The sequence below is a fragment of the Nocardia sp. CNS-044 genome, from assembly GCF_059570515.1.
Window position 1 is genome coordinate 976,493 of record NZ_JCANSX010000006.1, and the last position, 17,657, is coordinate 994,149.

The 17,657-nt window shown below is 69.2% G+C and carries 18 protein-coding genes; 13 read left to right on the top strand and 5 right to left on the bottom strand.

Annotation, left to right across the window (positions count from 1 at the left end; genetic code table 11):
* Nucleotides 1–2 precede the first annotated feature (2 nt).
* Nucleotides 3–1,514 carry a carboxylesterase/lipase family protein gene (locus T333_RS13240; protein ID WP_496424593.1) on the top strand — a complete coding sequence of 504 codons (1,512 nt, stop codon included), beginning with the start codon at nucleotides 3–5 and terminating at the stop codon, nucleotides 1,512–1,514.
* A gap of 4 nt (nucleotides 1,515–1,518) precedes the next feature.
* Here the strand turns inward: T333_RS13240 and T333_RS13245 are convergent, their stop codons facing one another.
* Nucleotides 1,519–2,388: an Fpg/Nei family DNA glycosylase gene (locus T333_RS13245; RefSeq protein WP_357255576.1), complete on the bottom strand. Its 870-nt coding sequence runs from the start codon at nucleotides 2,386–2,388 to the stop codon at nucleotides 1,519–1,521.
* Between the two features lie 45 nt (nucleotides 2,389–2,433).
* Nucleotides 2,434–3,174, bottom strand: coding sequence for a precorrin-6A synthase (deacetylating) (cobF, locus tag T333_RS13250; protein WP_496424594.1), 741 nt, complete (start codon nucleotides 3,172–3,174; stop codon nucleotides 2,434–2,436).
* Nucleotides 3,175–3,281: 107 nt separating this feature from the next.
* On the opposite strand from cobF, the gene T333_RS13255 reads away from it, so the two are divergent.
* The 7 genes from T333_RS13255 to T333_RS13285 all read left to right on the top strand — a co-directional run bounded on the left by T333_RS13255 (nucleotide 3,282) and on the right by T333_RS13285 (nucleotide 9,225).
* Nucleotides 3,282–4,082 carry a thymidylate synthase gene (locus T333_RS13255; protein WP_355002148.1) on the top strand — a complete coding sequence of 267 codons (801 nt, stop codon included), beginning with the start codon at nucleotides 3,282–3,284 and terminating at the stop codon, nucleotides 4,080–4,082.
* Complete coding sequence (locus T333_RS13260; RefSeq protein WP_355002149.1) at nucleotides 4,079–4,594, top strand: dihydrofolate reductase; 516 nt, start codon at nucleotides 4,079–4,081, stop codon at nucleotides 4,592–4,594. Before T333_RS13255 ends, T333_RS13260 begins: the two co-directional genes overlap by 4 nt.
* 165 nt (nucleotides 4,595–4,759) lie before the next feature.
* Nucleotides 4,760–5,086, top strand: coding sequence for a cupin domain-containing protein (locus tag T333_RS13265; RefSeq protein ID WP_067784180.1), 327 nt, complete (start codon nucleotides 4,760–4,762; stop codon nucleotides 5,084–5,086).
* Between the two features lie 63 nt (nucleotides 5,087–5,149).
* A complete protein-coding gene (locus T333_RS13270; RefSeq protein WP_496424595.1) occupies nucleotides 5,150–6,184 on the top strand; it encodes a Dyp-type peroxidase in 1,035 nt (344 codons plus the stop codon).
* The gene (locus T333_RS13275) at nucleotides 6,181–6,981 is read left to right on the top strand and encodes a family 1 encapsulin nanocompartment shell protein (protein ID WP_355002151.1); all 801 of its coding nucleotides are present in this window, start codon (nucleotides 6,181–6,183) and stop codon (nucleotides 6,979–6,981) included. Before T333_RS13270 ends, T333_RS13275 begins: the two co-directional genes overlap by 4 nt.
* A gap of 175 nt (nucleotides 6,982–7,156) precedes the next feature.
* Nucleotides 7,157–7,687 (top strand): hypothetical protein, encoded by a 531-nt coding sequence (locus T333_RS13280; RefSeq protein ID WP_496424596.1) that lies wholly within the window; start codon nucleotides 7,157–7,159, stop codon nucleotides 7,685–7,687.
* An 86-nt stretch (nucleotides 7,688–7,773) separates the two neighbouring features.
* Nucleotides 7,774–9,225, top strand: a complete 1,452-nt coding sequence (locus T333_RS13285; protein ID WP_496424786.1) for a TerD family protein — start codon at nucleotides 7,774–7,776, stop codon at nucleotides 9,223–9,225.
* Nucleotides 9,226–9,235: 10 nt separating this feature from the next.
* On the opposite strand, the gene T333_RS13290 is transcribed toward T333_RS13285, so the two are convergent.
* A complete protein-coding gene (locus tag T333_RS13290) occupies nucleotides 9,236–9,904 on the bottom strand; it encodes a TetR/AcrR family transcriptional regulator (RefSeq protein ID WP_355002153.1) in 669 nt (222 codons plus the stop codon).
* Between the two features lie 211 nt (nucleotides 9,905–10,115).
* Between T333_RS13290 and T333_RS13295 the strand changes: the two genes are divergently transcribed.
* The 4 genes from T333_RS13295 to T333_RS13310 all read left to right on the top strand — a co-directional run bounded on the left by T333_RS13295 (nucleotide 10,116) and on the right by T333_RS13310 (nucleotide 15,115).
* Entirely contained in the window at nucleotides 10,116–11,657 is a 1,542-nt protein-coding gene (locus T333_RS13295) for an amino acid permease (protein ID WP_496424597.1), read from the top strand.
* Nucleotides 11,658–11,724: 67 nt separating this feature from the next.
* Entirely contained in the window at nucleotides 11,725–12,486 is a 762-nt protein-coding gene (locus tag T333_RS13300) for a DUF1989 domain-containing protein (protein WP_496424598.1), read from the top strand.
* Nucleotides 12,483–13,103 carry an urea amidolyase associated protein UAAP2 gene (locus tag T333_RS13305; RefSeq protein WP_496424599.1) on the top strand — a complete coding sequence of 207 codons (621 nt, stop codon included), beginning with the start codon at nucleotides 12,483–12,485 and terminating at the stop codon, nucleotides 13,101–13,103. Before T333_RS13300 ends, T333_RS13305 begins: the two co-directional genes overlap by 4 nt.
* Before the next feature lie 50 nt (nucleotides 13,104–13,153).
* Nucleotides 13,154–15,115 carry a 5-oxoprolinase/urea amidolyase family protein gene (locus T333_RS13310; RefSeq protein ID WP_496424787.1) on the top strand — a complete coding sequence of 654 codons (1,962 nt, stop codon included), beginning with the start codon at nucleotides 13,154–13,156 and terminating at the stop codon, nucleotides 15,113–15,115.
* 5 nt (nucleotides 15,116–15,120) lie between these two features.
* Here the strand turns inward: T333_RS13310 and T333_RS13315 are convergent, their stop codons facing one another.
* Both T333_RS13315 and T333_RS13320 read right to left on the bottom strand, forming a co-directional pair.
* Nucleotides 15,121–15,273 carry a hypothetical protein gene (locus T333_RS13315; RefSeq protein WP_169810847.1) on the bottom strand — a complete coding sequence of 51 codons (153 nt, stop codon included), beginning with the start codon at nucleotides 15,271–15,273 and terminating at the stop codon, nucleotides 15,121–15,123.
* Between the two features lie 163 nt (nucleotides 15,274–15,436).
* Nucleotides 15,437–16,591: an epoxide hydrolase family protein gene (locus T333_RS13320; protein WP_496424600.1), complete on the bottom strand. Its 1,155-nt coding sequence runs from the start codon at nucleotides 16,589–16,591 to the stop codon at nucleotides 15,437–15,439.
* Between the two features lie 63 nt (nucleotides 16,592–16,654).
* Between T333_RS13320 and T333_RS13325 the strand changes: the two genes are divergently transcribed.
* Nucleotides 16,655–17,605, top strand: coding sequence for a helix-turn-helix transcriptional regulator (locus T333_RS13325; RefSeq protein ID WP_496424601.1), 951 nt, complete (start codon nucleotides 16,655–16,657; stop codon nucleotides 17,603–17,605).
* Nucleotides 17,606–17,657 lie beyond the last annotated feature (52 nt).

Here is a 17,657-nt window from a genome sequence, read left to right on the forward strand (position 1 = left end):
CAATGGTGGCGACGATCGACGTGAAGACCGCCGACGGTGTAGTCCGCGGTCGCCGGGGCCGCCGCGTGCTGCGCTGGCGCTCGGTGCCGTACGCGGCGCCGCCGGTGGAAGACCTGCGATTTCGCGCTCCGCAACCGGTGCGGCCCTGGTCCGGGGTGCGCATGGCGACCGAGTTCACCAACGCCTCCATGCAGCATCGGGCGGGTGCTCGTATCGGGCCGAGGACGTACCAGCCGACCAGCGAGGACTCCCTGACGCTGAATGTCGTCGCGCCCGCCACACCGTCCGCGGGTCCGCGACCGGTGCTGGTGTTCATCCACGGCGGCGGCTACGTGATCGGCACCTCGGCGCTGACGCTGTATTCCGGAGCGCGGCTCGCGCTGCACGGCGACGCGGTCGTCGTTTCGCTGAACTACCGGCTCGGCGCGTTCGGTTACGTCGACTTCAGCGCCTTCGGCACGCCGCAACGCCCCTTCGACGCCAATCTCGGTCTGCGCGATCAGGTCGCCGCGCTCGAATGGGTGCAGCGCAACATCGCCGAGTTCGGCGGCGACCCCGACAACGTCACCGTCTTCGGTGAATCCGCGGGCGCGCACGCCGTGCTCACGCTGCTCGCCACGCCCGCCGCGGGTGGACTCTTCCACCGCGGCATCGCCCAAAGTCCGCCCGCCGATTGGGCTTTGAACGCCGAGGACGCACAGATCTTCGCCCAGCGCTGCGTCGAAGCGCTCGGCGCCGATCCCGACGACGTGGCCCGCGCCCTCACCGAGGCGCCCGCCAACGACATCCGCAGAGCCGTCGACCGCACCAGCGGCGCGGTGCTGCGGGAGCGGCCAGGGCTTTTCGCGATCTGCCCGGTAGTGGACGGGGATTACCTGCCGCGGTCCCCGGTCGACGCGATCACCGACGGCACCGCCCACCGGGTGCCGCTGATCATCGGCACCAATCGCGAGGAGGGCACGCTGTTCGCGCGCTTCGCCGACCACCTGCCCACCAACCCCACCCGCCTGCACGCGCTGTTCACCCGCGCCGGGGAGGGCGTCGAGGCCCGCGTCGCCGCAGCCTATCCGGGTTACCCACAGCCGCGTGTCGCCGTGCGGATGGGCGGTGACTACGTGTTCTGGCGGCCGTCGGTCACGGTGATGGAGGGACACAGCCGCTACGCGCCGACCTACGCCTACCGCTACGACTTCAACCCGCGCGCATTGCAACTCGCAGGCATCGGCGCCACCCACGCGACCGAACTGATCCCAGTCTTCGGCGTCGCCGACAGCCCGATCGGGCGCACCTTCACCGCGGCGGGTGGACGCCACGGCCTGCTCGCGGTGACCAAGCAGTTCCAGGACAACTGGATATCCTTCGCGCGCACCGGCGCGCCGCTGCCGTCCTGGCCCGCCTACACCGAAGACAGCCGAACCACACTGATCATCGACAACCCGACCCGGCTCGAGCACGACCCGGATCGCGCGAAACGCCTGGCCTGGCAAGGCATTCGAGTCCCGACCCTCACCTGACGGCTCACTTCAGCAACCGCGACATCCTGCGGTCGGCGAGCACCTTGCCGCCGGTCTGGCAGGTGGGGCAGTACTGGAAGGACCGCTCGGCGTAGGAGACCTCGCGAACGGTGTCACCGCAGACCGGACACGGCTGCCCGGTGCGCGCGTGTACCCGCATTCCGGAGCGCTTCTCGCCCTTGAGCCGCGCCGCGTCCTGTCCGACCGAGCGCTGGACCGCGTCGGTGAGCACGGTGCGCATCGCCTCGTACAGTTGCGCGGTCTTCTCGGCGGTGAGGGTCTTGGTGTTAGCGAACGGCGAGACCTTGGCGGTGTGCAGGATCTCGTCGGAGTACGCGTTGCCGATACCGGCCAGCAGCGTCTGGTCGACGATGGCCGTCTTGATCCGCTGCGAGGTGCCGTGCAGGATCTCGCCGAACTGCGGCTCGGTGACCTCGAGCGCGTCGGGCCCGAGCCGCGCGATGCCGGGCACCATCTTCGGATCCTCGACGATGTAGACCGCGAGCCGCTTCTTGGTCCCCGCCTCGGTCAAGTCGAAGGCGGGCGTCGCGCCCTCCGGCGTGAAGAAGTGCACCCGCAGCGCCAACGGGCTCTTGCCGCCCGGTTTGGGCGGGGTCGGGCTCGGCTCGTCGATCCAGCGCAGCCAGCCACCGCGGGACAGATGGGTGATCAGCCAGAGTCCCGAGCAGTCCATGCCGAGGAACTTGCCCCAGCGGCCCGCGCCCGTGACGTCCCGTCCGGACAGCGCCGTCACGGGCGGGTCGAACGTCTTGACCGCGCTCAACGCGGCCACGTCGACACGCCCCACCACCGCGCCGACCGCGTGTTCCCGCAGGAACTGCGCCAACGCCTCTACTTCCGGCAGCTCGGGCACGCGTCCCAGGGTACTGAAGAGCACCGACACGTCCGGGCCGAACGATCAGCCGCGACGCAACAGGTAGATGTCCATGATCCAGCCCTTCTCGACGCGCAGCGCGGCCCGCCGTTCCAGGATCTCGTCCTGGACCGCGCGCAGCGGTCCCGCGACGAGCGTCTCGTCCGGCATGCCGAGGTAGGCGCCCCACCAGATGTGCACGTCGTCGCCGGGCAGCTCGGTGAAGGAGCACTCACCGTCGAGCATGACCAGCGTCGAGCCGGATCCGAGCCCCTCCTCGCGCAGGCGTCGGCCGGTGGTGACGTGCACCGGTTCGCCGATGCGGTGCAGCACCATGCGGTGCCGCGCGGCCAGCGCCTGCGCACTGGTCACGCCGGGGATCACCTCGTAGTCGAAGGTGGTCCGCCCGCTGTCCAGCACCAGCTCCACCATGCGCAGGGTGCTGTCGTAGAGCGAGGGATCGCCCCACACCAGAATCCCGCCGACGCCTTCCTCCGCCGCGAAAGCCTCCGCGAGCAGGGTGGCCCTGCGCTCGTGCCAGTCCGCGACGACGCCGCGGTAGTCGGACGGATCGCGATCGCGCGGCGGATCGGTGATCTCCACGACCCGGTACGGCCGCTCGACGTGCTCGGCCAGGATCGCGGTCCGCACGTCGAGCAGCTCCTGTTTCTCGACGCCCTTCGCGATCACGAAGAACGTGTCGACCTGCCGCATGGCCTTGATCGCCTGCACCGTCACCTGATCCGGGTCACCCGCACCGATGCCGATCACGAAGAGCTTGCGCATGCGCGAAAGCTTGCCAGCACCCCGCCCCGACGCCGCGAGCCGCACCGCGTCCGCGCACCACTACAGCCGGTCGGTCCCACCGACCCGGACAAGTAAGCTTGCCAACCGTGGCGACGGATACGCAGTACGAGGACTTGCTCCGCCTGGTGTTGGAGACCGGGACCGCGAAGGCGGATCGCACCGGCACCGGCACCCGCAGCGTGTTCGGCCATCAGCTGCGCTACGACCTCGGGGCGGGCTTCCCGCTGATCACCACGAAGAAGGTGCACCTCAAGTCGATCGTGTACGAACTGCTGTGGTTCCTGCGCGGCGATTCGAACGTCGGCTGGCTGCGCGAGCACGGCGTGACGATCTGGGACGAGTGGGCCGACCCGCAGGGCGAGCTCGGCCCCGTCTACGGCGTGCAGTGGCGCTCCTGGCCGACCCCGGACGGCGCGCACATCGACCAGATCGGCCAGGTGCTCGACACCCTGCGCACCGATCCGGATTCGCGCCGCATCATCGTCTCCGCGTGGAACGTCGCCGAGCTGGACAAGATGGCGCTGGCGCCCTGCCACGCGTTCTTCCAGTTCTACGTCGCCGACGGGAAACTCTCCTGCCAGCTGTACCAGCGCAGCGCGGACCTGTTCCTCGGCGTGCCGTTCAACATCGCGAGCTACGCGCTGCTCACCCACATGGTGGCCCAGCAGACCGGGCTCGAACCCGGCGACTTCATCTGGACCGGCGGCGACTGCCACATCTACGACAACCACGTCGAGCAGGTCGCCGAGCAGTTGCGCCGCGAGCCGTATCCGTTCCCCCAGCTTCGCCTGCGCCGCGCGGCGAGCCTGTTCGACTACACCTACGAGGACATCGAAGTGGTTGGCTACCAACATCATCCGGCCATCAAGGCGCCGGTGGCGGTGTGAGTACGGCCGTGCGCACCCGCACCATCGGCCTGATCTGGGCCCAGACTCCCGACGGCGTGATCGGCTTCGAGAACACCATCCCCTGGCGCGTGCCCGAGGACATGGCCAACTTCCGCACCGTGACCTGGGGCCACCCGGTGATCATGGGCAGGCGCACGTGGGATTCGCTGCCGCCCAAGTTCCGCCCGCTGGCCGGGCGACGCAACATCGTGGTGACCAGGCAGCCGCACTGGTCCGCGCCGGGCGTCGAACGCGCGGGCTCGCTGGCCGAGGCGCTCGAGCTCTCGGCGCCGGATCCGGTGTGGATCGCGGGCGGCGGCGAAATCTACCGCGCCGCCATGGATTTCGCGACCGAACTGCTGGTGACCGAGGTGGAGATCAGCGTCCAGGGCGACGCGCACGCTCCCGCCATCGGTCCCGAATGGCACGCCGACGAGCCGGAGGAATGGCGCACGTCCACCACCGGCCTGCGCTACCGCATCCGCAGGTACCTGCGCCGCACCGCCGGCTGACCGCCGCAACACGCCGCCTACCGGGGAGGCCGGGCAAACCCGGCACGCGGGCGGCCCCGGTCGGGCATACTCCAGGTAAGCGGCGGTGCGGACCATCGTTCGCCCGAGCGCTCAGAGCCGGTGACACCAGCCCTGCACCGGCGGATGTGACGCGAAAGGCAGTCCATGGACAAGAAATCCCTGACCGCGGTCGCTCGACAGCAATTGAAATTGGCCGCAACTGCCACCAGCGGGCGCAGCTCGCAGACCATCTACGGCGGCCACGCCCATACGCTGCGCCAGACCGTCGTCGGCCTCACGGCGGGCCAGAGCCTGGCCGAACACGACAACGCGGGCGACGCCACCCTGCTGGTGCTCACCGGCACCCTCACCCTGATCAGCGGCGCGAACGAATGGAAGGGCTCGGCGGGCGACCTGCTCGTCGTCCCGAAGGCGCGGCACAGCGTGAAAGCGGTCGACGACGTCGCGTTCCTGCTGACCGTCGCGAAGTGAGCGAGCGCCATCCGGTCCGGGTCTCGACGGACCCGGTCGGACGGCACCACTACTCTGTTGATCATGGGTGAGCCGCAGCCGATCCTCGAACCGCTCACACCGGCCGCGATCTTCCTCGTCGCCACCATCGACGAGGGTGGCGAAGCGACGGTGCGCGACCTGCTCGCCGATATGCCCGGTTTGCGCCGTTCGGTCGGTTTCCGGCTGCCCGGCGCCGGGTTGAGCTGTGTCACCTCGATCGGCTCGGACGCGTGGGATCGCCTGTTCGCCGGGCCGCGTCCGGCCGAGCTGCATCCGCTGCGCGAGTTCGTCGGCGAACACCATCGGGCGCCGTCGACGCCGGGCGATCTGCTGTTCCACATCAGGTCCGAGGTGCACGACGCCTGCTTCGAGCTGGCCATGGTGATCGGCGACCGGCTCGCGGGCGCGGCGACCATCGTCGACGAGACCGTCGGCTTCCGGTATTTCGAGCAGCGCGATCTGCTCGGTTTCGTGGACGGCACCGAGAATCCTGAGGGCACGGCCGCGATCGGCGCCGCGCTGGTCGGCGACGAGGATCTCGAATTCGCCGGTGGCAGTTACGTTGTGGTGCAGAAATATCTGCATCCGCTGGACGAGTGGCGCGCGCTGACGGTCGAGCAGCAGGAGAAGATCATCGGCCGCACCAAGCTGGACGATTTCGAGCTCCCCGACGAGGACAAGCCCGCCGATTCGCACGTCGCGGTGAACACCGTGGTCGACGCGGACGGCACCGAACGCCAGATCGTGCGCGCCAATATGCCATTCGGCAGCGTGCGCGAGGGCCAGTTCGGCACCTACTACATCGCCTACGCGGCCACCCCGAGCGTCACCGAGACCATGCTCTCGCGGATGTTCGAGGGCACCGAAGAGGCGGCCTACGACCGGATTCTGGATTTCTCGGTCGCGGTCACCGGCACGCTGTTCTTCGCGCCGCCGCTGGACTTCTTCGACGAGCTGCCGCCGCCACCGGACGCGGAGACCAGCGCGGAATCTTTGCCGCGCAACGACGTTGATATGTCCGCCGTGGCGGGCGACGGCTCACTCGGTATCGGCACGTTGAAAAGGAGCACCCCGTGAACAACCTCCATCGCGAACTCGCGCCGATCACCTCCGAGGCATGGACGGCGATCGAGGAAGAGGCGACCCGCACCTTCAAACGGCACATCGCGGGCCGCCGGGTGGTCGACGTGTCCGGCCCGCACGGCACCGACTACTCCGCCGTCGGCCTCGGCCGCACCACCCCGATCGCCGCGCCGGACGAGGGCGTGCAGGCGCGCCAGCGCGTCGTCGCGCCGCTGGTGGAGCTCCGGGTGCCGTTCACGCTCTCCCGCGAGGAACTCGACAACGTCGAGCGCGGCGCCAAGGACACCGATCTGGATCCGGTCAAGGAGGCCGCGCGGCGCATCGCCTTCGCCGAGGACCGCGCCATCTTCGAGGGCTACGCCGGGGCGAGCATCACCGGTATCCGCGCGAGCTCGTCGAACGAGCCGATCCAGCTGCCCGAGGATCCGCGCCTGGTCCCGGAGGCCGTCGCCCAGGCGCTCAGCGCGCTGCGCCTGGCCGGTGTCGACGGACCGTACTCGGTGCTGCTGAGCGCCGACCTGTACACCGCCGTGAGCGAGACCTCCGACCACGGGCACATGATCCGCACCCACATCGAGCGCCTGATTCCCGAGGGCGAGATCATCTGGGCCCCGGCGATCGACGGCGCGTTCGTGCTGACCACCCGCGGCGGCGACTTCGACCTGAGCCTCGGCCAGGACCTGTCCATCGGCTACCTCTCGCACGACGCCGAGTCGGTGCGCCTGTACTTCCAGCAGAGCCTGCAATTCCTGGTCCACACCGCAGAAGCGGCAGTCGCCCTACGCGCCTGACACCACCCACCCCACCACCTTCGGGGTGCTGCCACAGAAGTTCCACACGGTCCACATAGGCACCAGCTATGTGAACCGTGTGGTACCCGTGTGGCAAGGGCGCAACGTCGGCCGCGGGGAAGGCCGGTGGGGCGGCGGGTACGGTGAGCCCGTAGTTGCGAGGAGGTGCGACGGTATGACGATGGTGCGCGCGGGTGTGGTCCCGACTCGGCGAGCGATGCTCTACGGCATGTTCGGCATCGCGGTGACCGTCCTCATATGCGCGGCGATCGTCACCGGTTTCGGACTGAATCGCGTGTTCACCGGCCTGCTCGCGGGCGCGGTCGCGGGTATCGGGCTCCTGGTGGCGCTCTTCGGGCGCGACGCGATCGTGCTCACCGAGGGCGCCATCTATCGCCGCACGCCGTGGGCGGAGTCGAGCATCGATTGGGACCGGGTGGTCGCGGGCCGCTTCACGCTGGACGAGCGGGCGCGCTGGTCGCTGGCGCTCGATCTGTCGGGCGGCGACGAGCGGCACGGCGAACTGGTGCTGTTGTCCATCCCGCCGGTGGTCCGGCCGGTCTCCGGCGCGTACGACCTGCGCAAACGCGATCAGGTCAAGCAGATCCGGGAGATGTTGCGCCACAAGCGGGTACCGGTGACCGTGTTGCCGGAGATCGCCGGTGCGCTCAACGCGCACTGGAAGATCGCGCCGCCGACGCGCTGAATCGCCCGGGACGAACTGTTCTCCGCCGTGGCGCCGAACACGGATGACGAGCACCGCCCGCGTCGTATACGTTGACTGCTGTGTCGATGATGAAGGGCGCCAATGTTGCGGTGCCGATGTCCGCGGTCCGCATCGAGCTGGGGTGGCAGTCGGGTCCTGGAATCCCGGACGCGGATGCCTCGGCCCTGTTGCTGGTCGGCGGTAAGGTCCGCTCCGACAACGACTTCGTTTTCTACAACCAGCCGCTGCACCCGTCGGGCGCCGTCCGGCACGAGGGCAAACAGCAGGGCCCGACGGTGCTCGACGTGCTGTCGGTGCAGCTGGCGCAGGTCGAACCGCAGGTCGAGACCGTTGTCATCGCGGCGTCCTCCGACGGCGGCACCTTCGGCCAGTTCCAGGGTCTCTACGTGCGGGTGCTGGACGCCGCGAACGGCGCCGAGGTGGCGCGCTTCGACAGCACCGGCGCCACCACCGAGACGGCGTTCGTGCTCGGCGAGCTGTACCGCCGACAGGGCGCGTGGAAGTTCCGCGCGGTGGGTCAGGGCTATGACTCCGGATTGGGTGGACTGGCGACCGATTTCGGCATCTCCGTCGACGACGATCCGGCGCCCGCGGCACAGCAGTCCGCGCCGCCCGCCCAGCAGACCCCGCCGCCCGCGCCGACCCAGCAGTTCGCGCCGCCGCCGCAGCAATACGCGCCGCCCCAGCAGCAGCCGTACGCTCCGCCGCAGCAGCCGTACGCACCGCCGCCGCAGCCGCAATACGCTCCGCCGCCACCGCAATTCGCGCAGCAGCAGTACGCACCGCCCCCGCCCCCGCCCCAGCCGCAGTACGCACCGCCGCCACCGCAGCAGCAGTACGCGCCCCCGCCGCCTCCGCAGGGCGGTGGCGCGCCGGTGAACATGAGCAAGATCTCGCTCACCAAGGAAGCGCCCTCGGTCTCGCTGACCAAGCAGGGCGCCACCGGCGGCACCATGCGGGTGAACCTGAACTGGACCAGCCAATCCCACCGCGGCGGCGGCCTGTTCGGCAGGCGGCGCGGCAGCGGCGGACTGGATCTGGACCTCAGCTGCTTCTTCGAGCTGGCCGACGGCCGCATCGGTTCGGTGCGCGCACTGGACCGTTCGTTCGGCGCGCTGGACCGCCCGCCGTTCATCCGGCTGGATCAGGACGACCGCACGGGCGGCAGCGCCACCGGCGAGAACCTGGACATCAACCTGGATTTCACCGCGCAGTTCCGTCGTATTTTGGTATTCACCTCGATCTACGAGGGCGCCAACGATTTCCGCGGCGTCCAAGCCACCGCGACGCTGTACCCGTTGAACTGCCCGCCGATCGAGATGACACTCGACGGCTGCATGGACGACTCGCGGGACGCGGTGCTCGCGCACATCGAGAACATCAACGGCGAGCTGGTGGTCCGCCGCGAGGGCACCTTCATCCGGCCGCCCGCGGGCAGGCCTGGCGCGGGTGTCATGGAGATCGCGCGAATGTACAACTGGGACTTCGGTTTCAAGGCGGGTCGCGGCAAGGGCTGACCCGCCCGTCTCAGTGCACGGCGAGGCGTTCCAGCAGGACGGCCGCGTCGTCGCGCGCCTCCTCCAGGTCCCCGTTCCAGCCGAGCATGCGCAGCGCGGCGTCCGGAATGGTCTGCTCGGCGTAAGCGGGCGCGCTGCCCTCGTCGGACCGGATGCTGATCACCGTCTCCACGAGCCGGAACGGCAGAACCTCCGCGCCCGGAATCCCCGCCGCGCCCGCGCCTTCGATCACGGCCTCGGCCAGTGTCTCGTAGTGCCCGCGTAATTCGTCGCGACGAAGGCGAAACGCCGCGAAGCGCTTGGTGCGCAGCTCGGGAAGCAGGTACAGCGCACCGAGATTCCAGCGCGCCGCGCAGAGCTGGCGCACGTCGTACCAGGCCAGCGCGTAGAGCCGGGTCGGCGCGGGTTCCGCTTCGGCGCGCAGCCGCTCGGCGAGTTCCAGTGGCGTGGCGATGGTTTCGGTGAGCAGTGCGTCGAGGATGTCGTCTTTGGCGGCGAAATGGTGGTACAGCGAGGCCTGGCGGATGCCGACGGCGTCGGCCACCGCCCTCGTGGACGTATTGGCGTAGCCCTTGGTGGTGAACAGTTCGCCTGCCGCGTCCAGGATTTCGGCGCGCGGCGTATGGCCGCGACGGGGTCGCTGTTCCAGACGGGGACGGCCGGGACCGGGGTTTGCCACGTGCCCATTCTGGCACTGTCGACCGACAGCGGCGGTCGGGCCGTCTGCGGCCGTCACCCGACGGAGAGGTTTCTGTCACTTGATAGAAACTCGGGCAACACAGAAGTTACCGGCGTTGCCGCAAGCGATACACGGCGGACACCGAAATCGCGATCGTGAGCGCAAAACTGTCATGCGATAGGTATTGGCCGCACGCCGAAGGACCCCGCCCATGGCCACAACAGTCGTTCCGCCCCCATCCTCCGACGCCAACGTCGACAGCGCAGACCTCGCCAGTTTCGGCTATCGGCCGGTGCTGCACCGCAAACTGGGCCGCTACGCCTCGTTCGCGGCGGGCTTCTCGTTCGTCTCGATCCTCACCACGATCTTCCAGTTCTTCGGCTTCGGCTATTCGTTCGGCGGCGCCGCCTTCTTCTGGACTTGGCCGATCGTCTTCGCCGGACAGTTCCTCGTCGCGCTGAACTTCGCCGAACTGGCCGCCCGCTACCCGCTCTCCGGCTGTATCTACCAGTGGTCGCGGCGGCTGGGCGGCGAGCTCGTCGGCTGGTTCGCGGGCTGGATGATGGTCATCGCACAGATCGTCACCGCTGCTGCGGCCGCCATCGCGCTACAGGTGGTGCTGCCGACGATCTGGAGCGGTTTCCAGATCGTCGGTGAGGACACCGCGCTCACCTCCGCGTCGGGCGCGACCAACGCGGTGCTGCTCGGCAGCGTCCTGCTCGTCGTCACCACGACGATCAACGTCATCGGCATCGATTTGATGGCGAAGATCAACTCCATCGGCGTCACCATCGAGATCGTCGGCATCGCCGCGATCATCGGCCTGTTCTTCGTGAACAGCGAGCGCGGACCCGGCGTCGTGTTGCAGACCGATCAGGCCGCGCCGGGGCCGTACTGGGCCGCGTTCCTGGTCTCCGGTCTGATGGCCGCCTACGTGATGGTCGGATTCGATTCCGCCGGTGAGCTTTCCGAGGAGACGAAGAACCCGCGCCGGGTCGCTCCGCGCACCATCCTGACCGCGCTGTCGGTGTCCGCGCTCGGCGGCGGGCTCATGCTGCTCGGCGCGCTGATGGCGGCCCCGAGCCTGACCGACGGCGCGCTGGCCACCGAGGGTCTCGCCTACGTGCTCACCTCGAAGCTGGACAGTCCGGCGGGCAAGGTCCTGCTCGGCTGCGTCGCCATCGCGATCATGGTGTGCACCCTGGCGATTCAGACCGCGGGCTCACGGTTGATGTTCTCCATGGCCCGCGACGGCAAACTGCCCTTCGCCCGGCGGCTCGCCGCGGTGCATCCCCGGTACGGCACGCCCGTGCTGCCGGCCGTGGTGATCGGCCTGCTCGGTATCGCCCTGCTGATGGTCAATCTCGGCAACGCCGCGATCTTCGCGACCCTCGCCAGCGTCTGCATCGTCTCGCTGTACGTGGCCTATCTGCTGGTCACTGTTCCGCTGCTGATCCGGCGGCTGAAGGGCTGGGGGCGCACTGTGGAGGCCGCCGACGAATCGCTGTTCAGCTTGGGCCGTTTCGGCATTCCGATCAACGCGCTCGCGGTGGTGTGGGGCGTCGCCATGGCGATCAATCTGGCCTGGCCGCGCGCCGAGGTCTACACGCCGCACGGTGGCGGCTGGTGGATGCTCTGGGCCGCAACGCTGTTCGTGCTCACCGTGGCGGCCGTCGGCGCGGTCGTGCACCGGTTCGTCGTCGCCGTTCCGCGCGCCGAGACGAGCGGCGAACCCGCCGTCCAACCGGCCTGACCACATCCATGCCGTGCGCGGCGGTTCTGCCGACCGCCGCGCACAGATAACTCGAAAAGGGAACACCATGACCGAGTCCCCGACGGGCACCGCTTCCACCGAGGCCGCGCGCTCCCACGCCCGCGCCCAAGCCGCGGCCGCGACTCTCGCGGCCCCGGACCTTCCCTCCGACGTGCCGTCCGCCAAGGTCACTTGGTCGCAACGCATTCCGCCGAGCGGCTACGCCAATGTCGTTTTGGGTCGAGGCACCCGCGTCCGGCTGAGCGACCCGGCCGGATCCGCCTGCGCCCACATGCTTCTGCTCCGCGCCGATGCGCCGTGGGAGCGGCTGAATGTGGCCGACACCGTGAAAGTGCCGTGGCAGGCGTATCTTTCGGCGGGTCACCCGCTGCTCACCGATCAGGGCCGAGTCCTGGCCACCGTGCTGGCCGACAATTCCGGACACCACGACACGCTCTGCGGACCCACCCCCGAAGCCCGCGGGCTGCTGCGTCTCGCGGGGGCCAAACAAGGCTTGGCGGCACGCGATATCGCGCCGAGTGTCTCGTTCTTCCGCGGCGTCCGGGTGGCCGCCGACGGCGCGCTCGTCGCCACCGGCAGCGCGGCCGCCGGATCGTCGGTTGATCTGCTCGTCCACCTGCCCGCGGTGCTGCTGGTGGCCAATGCCGCGCACCCGCTCGACGAGCGCGCCACCACCGATCTCGATGTCGTCGCCTGGTCCGCGCCCGAGGATCTGGTCACGACCCACAACAGCGACCCGGAATACCTACGGGCCGTGCAGAACACCGAAGCGGCCTGGACGGCCATGACCCTGGAGGCGACGGCATGACCTCGACCCTGTCCCGCGCCATCGTGCTCGACGAGACCGTGCCCGCCTGCGCGCCGTGGTCGACGATCGTCCGTGCGGGCGATCAGTGGGAGATCATCGATCTGCACGGCAATCAGGCGGTCGACTGCCTGCTCTACTCCGCCGCCGACCACGCCGACCGCTACAGCGCCCAGGCCACCATCGTCGCCCAGCGCAACATCTTCCTGACCACCGGCAGCGTCCTGTTGACCGACGCGGGTACCTCGCTGATGACGGTGCTCGCCGACGAGGTCGGCAACCACGACACCATCGCGGGCGCGTGCTCACAGGAATCCAACACCCTCCGCTACGGGCACCACACCCGCCACCAGCACGCCTGCGTGGAGAACTTCCTCGCCGAGGCGATGAAATGGGGTCTGGGCAAACGAGATCTCGTCTCGAACATCAACTGGTTCATGAACGTCCCGGTGGAGCCGGACGGAACTCTCGGCATCGTGGACGGGTTGTCGGCTCCCGGCAAGAAGGTCACCCTGCGGGCCGAGATCGACACGCTCGTGCTGGTCTCCAACTGTCCGCAAATCAACAACCCCTGCAACGGCTTCGACCCGACGCCCGTGCGCATGGTGGTCACGCGATGACGGTCGTCGAGGCGCCCGCCCGCACGCCGGAAGCCGACATCACCGACGCTGTGGGCGCGCGCGTCGAAGTGCTGCGGCCGGGAACGCTCGTCACCGTGCAGGATTGGCCGGGTCGCGTCGGCTACTGGCACGTCGGCGTTCCGCCATCCGGCCCGATGGACGACCTCTCCTTCCGGCTGGGCAACCGGGTGCTCGGCAATCCCGAGGGTGCGGCGGGGTTGGAATGCACGCTCGCCGGTCCCGCGCTGCGATTCGCCACCGCCACGTGGGTGTGCGTGACGGGCGCGCCCGCGGAGGTGACGGTGGACGGCGTGCCGGTCGAGCAGTGGCGGACGGTGCGGGTGCCGGACGGCGGCGTGCTGGAGGTCGGCGCGATTCACGGGCCGGGAATGCGGACCTATGTGCTGCTCTCCGGCGGCATCGACTTGCCCGAATACCTTGGGAGCGTCGCGACTTTCACGCTCGGGCGATTCGGCGGCAGCACGGGTACCGCCCTGCGCGCAAGAGAAGTGCTGCGCCTGGGGGCATCCCACGCGCCCCTCGCCACCGCTGTCCCGGCCGACGACCGACCAGTGCTGGCCAGGCGCTGGGAACTAGCAGTCACGGAAGGACCGCATGGCGCACCGGAGTTCTTCACCCGCGCCGACTTCGACACCATCATCGGCACCGACTACGAAGTGCACTTCAACTCCGATCGCACCGGCGTGCGGCTGATCGGACCCAAGCCGGAGTGGGCGCGCACCGACGGCGGCGAAGCGGGTCTGCACCCGTCCAACATCCACGACACGCCCTATTCCGTTGGCGCACTGGATTTCACCGGCGACACACCGATCCTGCTCGGTCCCGACGGCCCGAGCCTCGGCGGTTTCGTCTGCCCGGTCACGGTGGTCGCGGCGGATCGGTGGAAGCTGGGCCAGCTCTGTCCCGGCGACGCGGTGCGGTTCGTGCCGGTGCGCCGCGAACACGCCGCGTCGCTGCGCGATCTCGGTCCCGGTAGACGGGCTTCGTGGCCTTCGGTGCTCTCCCCCGGTGGTGACGGCGACGACGGCGTGCTGCGGCGCGCCGAAGCGGACGGCGAGACCGGGGTGACGTATCGCCGCGCGGGCGACGACGGTGTGCTCGTCGAATACGGCGCGATGACATTGGATCTCGGCCTGCGCGCCCGCGTGCACGCGCTGCACCAGCACCTGCTCGCGGCGGATCCGCGCGGGGTGGTCGAGCTGACCCCCGGTGTGCGGTCCTTGCAGATTCGCGTCGATCCGCACGTCCTGCCCGTGCCGAAGCTGTTGGATCTGCTCGCCGAGGCCGAGCGGGAGCTACCCGCCGTCGCGGAGCTCGTGGTGCCGAGCCGTACTGTGCACTTGCCGCTGTCCTGGGACGACCCCTCGACCAGGGAGGCGATCACCCGCTACATGCACGGTGTGCGCGCCGACGCCCCGTGGTGCCCGTGGAACATCGAATTCATCCGCCGCATGAACGGACTGGCCACGGTCGAGGACGTCTACGACACCGTCTTCGGCGCGCAGTACCTGGTGCTCGGTCTGGGCGATGTGTACCTCGGCGCGCCGGTGGCCACCCCGATCGATCCGCGCCACCGCTTGGTGACCACCAAGTACAACCCGGCCCGCACCTGGACGCCGGAGAACGCGGTCGGTATCGGCGGCGCCTACCTGTGCGTCTACGGCATGGAAGGGCCGGGCGGCTACCAGTTCGTCGGCCGCACGACCCAGGTGTGGAACCACGCCGCCACCGAGACGCCTTGGCTGTTGCGCTATTTCGACCGCATCAGCTGGTATCCGGTGAGCGCGGAAGAATTGCTCGACATGCGAGCCGATTTCGCCGCGGGCAAGGTGGAGGTGCGTGCGGAGGACGGCGAGTTCCGGCTCGCGGAGTACCGCGCGTTCCTCGCCGACAACGCGGCCGCCATCGACCGATTCCGCGCGACGCAAGCGGAAGCGTTTGCCGCCGAGCGGGAATCGTGGCGGGCGGCGGGTGAGCTCAGCGCCGAGTGAATCGGTTACCAGCCGAGCAACTCGGCCATGTCGATCCATTCGTCGCCCCAGCGCTGTTCGATCTCGCGGCGCTGGGCCTCGGATTGCTCGGGTGACCAGCCGCAGCGCCGCCAGAAGGCCTCTCGATGTTCCTGCGTCATCCGCAACGGTTCGGTCATGGCGATCGCTCCTGCTCACCGCGGTCCTGCGCTTCCGAGTGTGCGCCTGAATCGGCTCTGCTGGAAACCGTTTCGCCGATCTCGGGTGCGTCCGCCGATAGTCCGCACATGGCCCGCCTTGTTCCGGAAGTGATAGACCGGAACAAGGCGCGGCCGTGGACTTTCAGCGCAGCTCGCGGAAGAACGCGCGGACGTCGTCGGTGAGCAGCTCCGGTTCCTCCAGCGCGGCGAAGTGCCCGCCGCGGTCGACGTCGGTCCAGCGGGTGATGGTGTTCTCCCGCTCGTCGTAGCACCGGATCGCGACGTCGTGGGCGAATACGATGACACCGGTCGGCACGCCGGAGTTCACCTTCGGGGCGCCCCACGGTGCGTCCTGTGCGTAGCCCACGTACGCCGCGGAACCCGCTGTGCCGGTGAGCCAGTACAGCATCGCATTGGTCAGCAGGCGATCCCGGTCGATGATCTTGTCCGGCTCCACCGCCCGCGGGTACGTCCACTCGCGGAATTTGTCCATGATCCAAGCCAATTGGCCGACCGGCGAATCCGTGAGTCCGTAGGCGAGCGCCTGCGGACGGGTGGACTGGATCGCGATGTAGCCGAATTCCTCGTTCATGAACGCCTCGATCCGGCGAATCCGATCACGCTCCAGGTCGGTCAGCTCGGCGAACTCCTTCTCCGACAGCGGCAGCTGAGGGAAACCGCCCAGCCCGCCATTGGTGTGCACGCCGATCACCCGATCCGGCGCGACCCGTCCGACCTCGGGGCTGACCGCCGCGCCGATGTCGCCGCCCTGCACGCCGTAGCGGTCGTAGCCGAGCCGCCGCATCAGTTCCGCCCAGGCTCGGGCGATGCGTTCGATGGTCCAACCGGATTCGCGCACCGGCCCGGAGAATCCGAATCCCGGCAGCGCGGGAACGACGACGTGGAACGCGTCGGCGGGATCGCCGCCGTGCGCCCTCGGGTCGGTCAACGGGCCGATCAGATCGAGGAATTCGACCACCGAACCGGGCCAACCGTGCGTGAGCAGCAAGGGAAGCGCGTCCGGCTCCGGCGAACGGACGTGCAGGAAATGGATGGTCTGCCCGTCGATCTCGGTACGGAACTGCGGATGCGCGTTGATCTCTCGCTCGGCGGACCGCCAGTCGTAGGCGGTGCGCCAGTACTCGACCAGCGAGCGCAGCCAGGCGGTGGGCACGCCGGTATCCCAGTCGTCGCCGGGCAGCGGATCGGGCCAGCGCACCGCGTCGAGCCGTCGGTGCAGGTCGTCGAGTTGCCGCTGCGGGATGTCGATGCGGAATTCGGTGATCTCGAAGGTCATGAGAACGACGATATGCGGCACCTAGGACAATCCCGGCCCTAGGTTTCGGGCAGACTTCTCGGCATGTTGGAAACCTCCGCCCGCCTGCTGCGCCTGCTCTCTTTGCTGCAAACTCCGCGCGACTGGACCGGAGCCGAACTGGCCGAGCGTCTCGAGGTGGACGTGCGCACCGTCCGCCGCGACATCGACAAGCTGCGCACGCTCGGCTATCCGGTGCAGGCCAGCGCCGGGGTGGCGGGCTATCGGCTCGGGGCGGGCGCGAAGCTGCCGCCGCTGCTGCTGGACGACGACGAGGCGGTGGCCGTCGCGATCGGTCTGCGCACCGCGGCGGGTGGGACCGTCGCCGGGATCGAGGACAGCTCGCTGCGCGCGCTCACCAAGCTCGAGCAGGTACTGCCTTCGCGGTTGCGGCACCGCGTGCAGCTGCTGCACTCGGTGACGGTCACCGTTCCCGCGGCGGGCGCCACGGTCGACCCGGACGTGCTCACCGCCGTCGCCGCCGCCATCCGCGACCAGCACCGCCTACGCTTCGACTACCGAAACCACCAGGGCGACAGCACTTCACGTACCACCGAGCCACACCGGCTCGCACACACCGGCCGTTGCTGGTATCTCATCGGCTGGGACGTCGACCGCGGCGACTGGCGCACCTACCGCGTCGACCGAATGCACCCGCGCATCCCCACCGGCCCGAAGTTCACACCGCGCGAGGCGCCCGACATGGACCTCTCCGGCTACCTCTCACGAGGCGTGACGACCTCCCCCTACCGCTACGCCGCCCGTATCACCCTGCTGGTCCCCGCAGAGGTGGCAGCCGACCGCGTCGCGCCGACGGTGGGCGTCATCGAACCGATCGACACCGAAAGTTGCCTGCTGCGAGCGGGTTCGAACTCCCTGGACGAACTCGCCATCTACGTGGCACTGTTCGACTTCCCGTTCCGGGTACACGAACCGCCCGAGCTCGTCGAGCGCGTGCGCATCCTGGCGGCTCGGTTCGCCGACGCCGTGCCCTGAATTCCCCTCACCCACGCCGAACTTCGATCGCCAACCCCACCCTGTCCGGCCG

Bases quoted from the DNA above. Each gene is read 5' to 3' on its own strand.
- T333_RS13240 (WP_496424593.1), top strand. From the start codon at position 3: ATGGTGGCGACGATCGACGTGAAGACCGCCGACGGTGTAGTCCGCGGT.
- cobF (WP_496424594.1), bottom strand. From the start codon at position 3,174: ATGCGCAAGCTCTTCGTGATCGGCATCGGTGCGGGTGACCCGGATCAG.
- T333_RS13265 (WP_067784180.1), top strand. From the start codon at position 4,760: ATGGACAAGAAATCCCTGACCGCGGTCGCTCGACAGCAATTGAAATTG.
- T333_RS13270 (WP_496424595.1), top strand. From the start codon at position 5,150: ATGGGTGAGCCGCAGCCGATCCTCGAACCGCTCACACCGGCCGCGATC.
- T333_RS13280 (WP_496424596.1), top strand. From the start codon at position 7,157: ATGACGATGGTGCGCGCGGGTGTGGTCCCGACTCGGCGAGCGATGCTC.
- T333_RS13285 (WP_496424786.1), top strand. From the start codon at position 7,774: ATGATGAAGGGCGCCAATGTTGCGGTGCCGATGTCCGCGGTCCGCATC.
- T333_RS13295 (WP_496424597.1), top strand. From the start codon at position 10,116: ATGGCCACAACAGTCGTTCCGCCCCCATCCTCCGACGCCAACGTCGAC.
- T333_RS13300 (WP_496424598.1), top strand. From the start codon at position 11,725: ATGACCGAGTCCCCGACGGGCACCGCTTCCACCGAGGCCGCGCGCTCC.
- T333_RS13305 (WP_496424599.1), top strand. From the start codon at position 12,483: ATGACCTCGACCCTGTCCCGCGCCATCGTGCTCGACGAGACCGTGCCC.
- T333_RS13315 (WP_169810847.1), bottom strand. From the start codon at position 15,273: ATGACCGAACCGTTGCGGATGACGCAGGAACATCGAGAGGCCTTCTGG.
- T333_RS13320 (WP_496424600.1), bottom strand. From the start codon at position 16,591: ATGACCTTCGAGATCACCGAATTCCGCATCGACATCCCGCAGCGGCAA.
- T333_RS13325 (WP_496424601.1), top strand. From the start codon at position 16,655: ATGTTGGAAACCTCCGCCCGCCTGCTGCGCCTGCTCTCTTTGCTGCAA.